Genomic DNA, 6,674 nt, shown 5'->3' on the forward strand with positions numbered 1-6,674 from the left:
CCTGCTGGCATCTCACGCGGCTTGCCCGATCACGCCGGCATAGCCATTGGCCTCGAGGTCGAGCGCCAGCGACTTGTCGCCCGACTTGATCACCTGGCCTCTGTAGAGCACGTGCACCGTATCCGGCACGATGTATTGGAGCAGGCGCTGGTAGTGGGTGATGACAACGATGGCCCGGTCCGGCGAGCGCAGCGTGTTGACGCCGTCCGCGACGATCTTCAGCGCATCGATGTCGAGGCCGGAATCGGTCTCGTCGAGGACGCACAGTTTCGGCTCGAGCAGCTTCATCTGCAGGATCTCGGCGCGCTTCTTCTCGCCGCCGGAAAAACCGACATTGAGCGGCCGCTTCAGCATCGCCATATCCATGTTGAGCGAGGCGGCCGCTTCCTTCACGCGCTTGAGGAATTCCGGGATCTTCAGCGGTTCCTCGCCGCGCGCCTTGCGCTGCTCGTTCATCGCCACTTTCAAGAATTCCATGGTCGCCACGCCCGGTATCTCCATTGGATACTGGAAGGCGAGGAAGATGCCGGCGGTTGCGCGCTCGGCCGGATCCATTTCGAGGATCGACTGGCCGTTGTAGAGGATGTCGCCTTCGGTGACCTCATAGTCCTCGCGGCCGGCGAGGATGTAGGACAGCGTCGACTTTCCCGAGCCGTTGGGGCCCATGATGGCGGCAACCTCGCCGGCCTTCACCGAAAGATTCAGGCCACGGATGATCTCGGTGCCGTCATCAACAATACGGGCATGGAGGTTTCTGATTTCAAGCATTTTTTCTTTTCCTGAAAATTCTTATCCGGTCAGCCGACCGAGCCCTCGAGGCTGATGCCGATCAGCTTCTGCGCCTCGACCGCGAATTCCATCGGCAGCTGCTGGATGACGTCCTTGACGAAGCCGTTGACGATCAGCGCGATCGCCTCTTCTTCCGGGATGCCGCGCTGCATGACGTAGAACTTCTGGTCGTCGGAAATCTTCGAGGTGGTCGCCTCATGCTCGAACTGCGCCGTCGAATTCTTGGCTTCCATGTAGGGCACGGTGTGCGCGCCGCACTGGTCGCCGATCAGCAGGGAATCGCAATTGGTGAAGTTGCGGGCGTTGGTCGCCTTGCGGTGCGCCGAGACCTGGCCGCGATAGGTGTTCTGCGAAAAACCGGCGGCAATGCCCTTGGAGATGATGCGGCTCGACGTGTTCTTGCCGAGATGGATCATCTTGGTGCCGCTGTCGACCTGCTGGTAGCCGTTCGACACGGCGATCGAATAGAACTCGCCGCTGGAATCGTCGCCGCGCAGGATGCAACTCGGATATTTCCAGGTGATGGCCGAGCCGGTCTCGACTTGCGTCCACGAAATCTTCGAGCGATGGCCGCGGCAGTCGCCGCGCTTGGTGACGAAATTATAGATGCCGCCCTTGCCCTCGGCGTCGCCAGGATACCAGTTCTGCACCGTCGAATATTTGATCTCGGCATCGTCGAGCGCGATCAGTTCGACCACCGCGGCATGAAGCTGGTTCTCGTCGCGCTGCGGTGCCGTGCAGCCTTCGAGATAGGAGACGTAAGCACCCTCCTCGGCGATGATCAGCGTGCGCTCGAACTGGCCGGTGTTCTTCTCGTTCATGCGGAAATAGGTCGACAATTCCATCGGGCAGCGCACGCCCTTGGGGACGAAGACGAAGGAGCCGTCGGTGAACACCGCCGAATTCAACGTTGCGTAGAAATTGTCGGAGGTCGGCACGACCGAGCCGAGATATTTCTTCACCAGCTCCGGATGCTCGCGGATCGCTTCCGAGATCGAGCAGAAGATGACGCCGGCCTGCGCCAGCTCCTTCTTGAAGGTGGTGACGACGGAGACCGAATCGAACACCGCGTCGACAGCGACACGGCCCGACTTGTAGACATTGTCGCTGGCTTCCTCGAGCTCCGAGGCATCGGTCTTCTGCACGCCGGCGAGGATCTCCTGTTCCCTGAGCGGAATGCCGAGCTTCTCGTAGACCTTCAGCAGTTCGGGATCGACGTCGCTGAGCGAGGTCGGTCCGGGCGTGCTCTTGGGCGCCGCGTAATAGTAGAGGTCCTGAAAATCGATCTTGGGATAGTGGACGCGCGCCCATTTCGGCTCGTCCAGCGTCAGCCAGCGGCGATAGGCTTCCAGGCGCCATTCCAGCATCCAGGACGGCTCGTCCTTCTTCGCCGAAATGAAGCGGATAATGTCTTCGCTCAGGCCCTTGGGGGCCTTGTCCATCGCGATTTCGGTCTGGAATCCGTATTTATACTGGTCGACATCGATCTTTCGAACTCGATCGATCGTCTCCTGCACAGCAGGCATCAGCGTTCTCCATCCACGCCGGGGTCAAGGCCCGGCAGTTTTCAAACTATGGCACCGCCAACCAGCACCCTTTGGGCACCCGAAGCGGCGTAAGTTTCATATAGTGCGTTCATGCCGGAAATTCACCCGGCCAAATGCAAACGCACGGCTCTACCAGGCCGTAAGGCCCAAATGTCACGTTGCCGCGCTCAGGCGGCCTTTTCCCTGTTTGCCCGCCGCGCGACGATCGTCGCCAGCGCCGAACGGAACAGCTCGATATCTTCAGCGCCGGTCGCGTGACCTATCGACACGCGCAACGCGCCAAGGCTGTCGCCACGACCCATGGCCTTCAGCACGTGGCTCGGCCCGACCTTGCCCGATGAACAGGCCGATCCAGCCGACAGCGCCACGCCGGCCAGGTCGAAGGCGATCTGCGCCGTCTCGGCCTTGATGCCGGCAATAGCGAAGAATGTGGTGTTGGCAAGCCTTGGCGCGCCGGTCCCAAAGAATTCGGCATCCGGAACCAGCGTTTTCACGATCGCCTCGATTTCGTCGCGACGTTGCCGCACCGCATCGATCGTTTGCAAGCCGGCAAGCGCCTCACGCGCCGCCGCGCCAAACCCGGCAATCGCCGCCAGGTTTTCGGTGCCGCCGCGATGGCCCTTTTCCTGGCCGCCGCCGCTGACCAGCGGCTTCGGCATCATCAAGTCCGACGCCGCGACAATGGCACCGACGCCCTTGGGGCCGCCGATCTTGTGCGACGAGAGAATCAAATAGTCAGCGTAACCCGCTGACATATCGAGCGGAATGCGGCCGGCCGCCTGCACCGCATCGACAACCAGGATGCCACCCGCCGCCTTGACAATTTCGGCAATGCGGCCAACCGGCTGGATCACGCCGGTCTCGTTGTTGGCGGCGTGGATGGCTACCAGCGGCAAGCCGTCGGCCTTGTCATGCGCACCGAGCGCTGCCGCCAAGGCGTCGAACCTGACGATGCCATCGGCGTCGACGCCGATCCGCGTCACCTGCGCCGCAGGGAAGCGCCCGCCATTCAGCAGGCAGGGATGATCGGCCTCGGACACGTAAAGCCGGCTCATGCGGACGGCGCCGCGCCCCATATGCCAATCCGGGGTCAGCAGCGTCGAGGCCGCTTCCGTAGCGCCGGAGGTGAACACGACATGCTCGGCTTTGGCGCTGACCAGTCGCGCCACCTCGCGCCTGGCATCCTCGATCAGCCGCCGTGCAGCGCGGCCCTCGGCATGGACCGAGGACGGGTTGGCGGCGACGTCGAGCGCAGCGACCACGGCCGCACGCGCCGAGGCAAGCAGCGGCACGCTGGCGTTGTAGTCGAGATAGGCGCGTGCTCCGGCCATTTCCGTCCAACTGGTCCCTTCAAAAGCCGTTCCGCGAAGATAGCGCGTTATTTCCTTGAAATTGCAAGGCAAGACGTCCTATTTACGCGGCTTGCGGCGCGGGTGGCCGAGCCACAATTTTTTGGCCGCCCAGTTTTGAACAATTCTAAACTAGCTTCTAGAAAGACGCTCGCCCTGCGTCAAGGCCTAGGGAAGCCTGGGGCCTAGGGAAGATTGGGGCCTAGGGAAGACTGGGGCCAGAGGAAGAGTTGTTCCGGGCGCCGCGCAATTTATGCCAAGTGGAGTATTTCATGCCTGAGGTCATTTTCACCGGTCCGGCCGGCCGCCTGGAGGGTCGCTATCAGCCCTCGAAGGAAAAGAGCGCGCCGATTGCCATCGTCCTGCACCCGCACCCCCAGTTCGGCGGTACGATGAACAACAAGATCGTCTACGACCTCTTCTACATGTTCCAGAAGCGCAATTTCACCACGCTGCGCTTCAATTTCCGCGGCATCGGCCGCAGCCAGGGCGAATTCGACCACGGCACCGGCGAGTTGTCCGACGCTGCCGCGGCGCTCGACTGGGTGCAGTCGCTTCATCCGGATTCCAAGAGCTGCTGGGTTGCGGGCTATTCGTTCGGCTCGTGGATCGGCATGCAGCTTCTGATGCGCCGGCCCGAGATCGAAGGCTTCATCTCGATCGCGCCGCAGCCCAATACCTATGATTTCTCGTTCCTGGCACCCTGCCCGTCGTCCGGCCTGATCATCCACGGTGACGCCGACAAGGTCGCGCCGCCCAAGGACGTGCAGGGCCTGGTCGACAAGCTGCACACGCAAAAGGGCATTACCATCACCCAGAAGACCTTGCCCGGCGCCAACCATTTCTTTGCCAACCATGCGGAGCTTTTGATCGAGGAATGCGCGGACTATCTCGATCGCCGGCTGGCCGGGGAATTGTCCGACCCACGGCCGAAGCGGCTGAGATAGTCGGCGATGTACCAACCGCCTCACTTCCAGGAAACACGGCCGGACGTCCTGCACGGGCTGATCCGGGCGCATCCGCTTGGCCTGCTGGTGTCGAACGGCACCGAGGGGCCGGTCGCCAACGCAATTCCCTTTCTTCTAGACGCCGATGTGCCGCCGAACGGCAGGCTGCGCGCCCATTTGGCCAAGGCCAATCCGCAATGGCGGCTTTTGGCCGACAATCCCCTGGCGCCGGTGCTGGTCGTCTTCCAGGGCGCCGATGCCTATGTGACGCCGTCCTGGTATGAGACCAAGCGTGAAACCGGCAAGGTGGTACCGACCTGGAACTACGCCATCGTCCAGGTGCGCGGCATCGTCAAGGTGATCGAAGACCAGGATTGGTTGGCCGAGCAGATTTCCGATCTGACGATGTCGCAGGAGGGCAATCGCGCGGCGCCGTGGGCGGTGACCGATGCGCCGGCTCCCTTCATCCAGTCCCAGATCAAGGGCATTGTCGGCCTGGAGATCGCGATCACCGAAATCAGCGGCAAATGGAAAGTCAGCCAGAACCGGCCGGCCGCCGACCGCGTCGGCGTCGCCGAGGGGCTCGAGAGCGAGACCGTCAACTCGGCCGATATGATCGAACTGGTAAGGTCCTACGGCGGGCTGGACGGCAAGTAATCTCGATCGGCTTAGGCCGGTTGCGGGCTCAATCGACCTTGGTCATCGCCGCCTTGCGCTCGTTGGCGATCAGCCAGAGATTGCGGATATAGATCAACAGGCCCATGGCCTGGCCGGCGATGAACACCGGATCCTGACGCTGGATGGCGTAGATCAGCAGCAGGCCGCCGCCGAACAGCGAAAAAAACCAGAAGGCGATCGGCACGACACTGCGCTTGGCCTTTTCCGACGCCACCCACTGCACCAGAAAGCGCATGGTGAAGAAGAACTGGGCGACGAAGCCGAGCAGGACCCAGGCATCGAATTGCTTGACGAAAACATCGTGAAGCCAGGTCGCCAATTCCTGAAGCACGTTACCCATGCCTGATTTCCTCTACTTTGGGCATTCTGCGGCGCCTGCGGCGCAGCCACCAGACGCCGGCAAGATCGAGCACGCCCTGCAGGCCGCGATCGAAGATGCCGTAATTCGATTTGCCGTGGCGGCGGGAGCGGTCGACGACGTCGCAATGGACGACGCGGTAGCCCTCCTGGATGACCAGCGCCGGAACAAAGCGGTGGGTGCCGTCGAAGAACGGCAATTTCCTCAAAATATCGGTATGGATCGCCTTGAGGCCGCAGCCGGTATCCCGCGTCTCGTCGTGCAGGATGGCCTTTCTCAGCCCGTTGGCGAAACGCGACGCCAGCTGCTTGATCTTGCTGTCGCGGCGCTTCAGACGCTGTCCCTGCGCAGCCCCGACGTCGGGACCAGCCTGCCGGAGCGCGTCGATCAACACTGGGATATAGCCGGGGTCGTTCTGGCCGTCGCCGTCGATGGTGGCGACGATATCGCCGCGCGCTGCCCAGGCGCCCGAGCGTACCGAGAGCGACTGGCCGGCGGATTTCGCATGCCTGAGATGGCGCAGCGGAAACGCGCGAAGCGCTGCCTGAGCGGCAAGGACCGAAGGCGTGTCGTCGGTCGAGCCATCGTCGACGACGATGACCTCGAAGTCGCGGCCGGCCATGGCAGCGCCGATCTCGTCGAGCAGAAGCGGCAGGTTCGCCGCCTCGTTCCGGCAAGGAATGACGATGGATATCTCCGGCATCTCGACTCTGTCACAGGATATGGCATTCGATCGATGCCGCGCGGTCCAGCGGATGAGCCCCGCTGGTGCGGCGCCTCATTACGCCAGCCGAAACGAGGACGCAAGCAGGCGCGCCGGAAGTGTAGGATGATCGCTTCAGGTTTGGATGGCCTCCCACGTTACCCGTTCCGGGGAGAGCCGCTTGTCTCGCGACGCGCGGCTCTCCCTTCTCCCCTTGTGGACCTGTTGCGCAGTCATGAGCAAAAGCTTGCGGCGGCGGGGTTGCGGCGGTTGTTCGCTTGTTTGCGGGGGATTTGACGTCTT

Annotated in this window: 7 protein-coding genes; 2 read left to right on the plus strand and 5 right to left on the minus strand. The window is 62.4% G+C overall.

Annotation, left to right across the window (positions count from 1 at the left end):
- Positions 1-12: 12 nt before the first annotated feature.
- The 3 genes from sufC to NKI22_RS11825 all read right to left on the minus strand — a co-directional run bounded on the left by sufC (position 13) and on the right by NKI22_RS11825 (position 3,667).
- Positions 13-768: a Fe-S cluster assembly ATPase SufC gene (gene sufC / locus NKI22_RS11815; protein ID WP_352702514.1), complete on the minus strand. Its 756-nt coding sequence runs from the start codon at positions 766-768 to the stop codon at positions 13-15.
- Between the two features lie 29 nt (positions 769-797).
- Complete coding sequence (gene sufB, locus NKI22_RS11820; protein WP_023717358.1) at positions 798-2,315, minus strand: Fe-S cluster assembly protein SufB; 1,518 nt, start codon at positions 2,313-2,315, stop codon at positions 798-800.
- Between the two features lie 188 nt (positions 2,316-2,503).
- Positions 2,504-3,667 (minus strand): cysteine desulfurase family protein, encoded by a 1,164-nt coding sequence (locus NKI22_RS11825; RefSeq protein WP_352643926.1) that lies wholly within the window; start codon positions 3,665-3,667, stop codon positions 2,504-2,506.
- Positions 3,668-3,957: 290 nt separating this feature from the next.
- On the opposite strand from NKI22_RS11825, the gene NKI22_RS11830 reads away from it, so the two are divergent.
- The gene (locus tag NKI22_RS11830; RefSeq protein WP_023717356.1) at positions 3,958-4,632 is read left to right on the plus strand and encodes an alpha/beta hydrolase; all 675 of its coding nucleotides are present in this window, start codon (positions 3,958-3,960) and stop codon (positions 4,630-4,632) included.
- 6 nt (positions 4,633-4,638) lie between these two features.
- Positions 4,639-5,289 carry an FMN-binding negative transcriptional regulator gene (locus tag NKI22_RS11835; protein WP_352495791.1) on the plus strand — a complete coding sequence of 217 codons (651 nt, stop codon included), beginning with the start codon at positions 4,639-4,641 and terminating at the stop codon, positions 5,287-5,289.
- 28 nt (positions 5,290-5,317) lie between these two features.
- On the opposite strand, the gene NKI22_RS11840 is transcribed toward NKI22_RS11835, so the two are convergent.
- Positions 5,318-5,650 (minus strand): lipid-A-disaccharide synthase N-terminal domain-containing protein, encoded by a 333-nt coding sequence (locus NKI22_RS11840; RefSeq protein WP_023674681.1) that lies wholly within the window; start codon positions 5,648-5,650, stop codon positions 5,318-5,320.
- The gene (locus tag NKI22_RS11845) at positions 5,643-6,371 is read right to left on the minus strand and encodes a glycosyltransferase family 2 protein (RefSeq protein ID WP_352717322.1); all 729 of its coding nucleotides are present in this window, start codon (positions 6,369-6,371) and stop codon (positions 5,643-5,645) included. Before NKI22_RS11845 ends, NKI22_RS11840 begins: the two co-directional genes overlap by 8 nt.
- Between the last annotated feature and the right edge of the window lie 303 nt (positions 6,372-6,674).

It is taken from the genome of Mesorhizobium sp. M0778, assembly GCF_040320105.1.
Classification (GTDB): domain Bacteria; phylum Pseudomonadota; class Alphaproteobacteria; order Rhizobiales; family Rhizobiaceae; genus Mesorhizobium.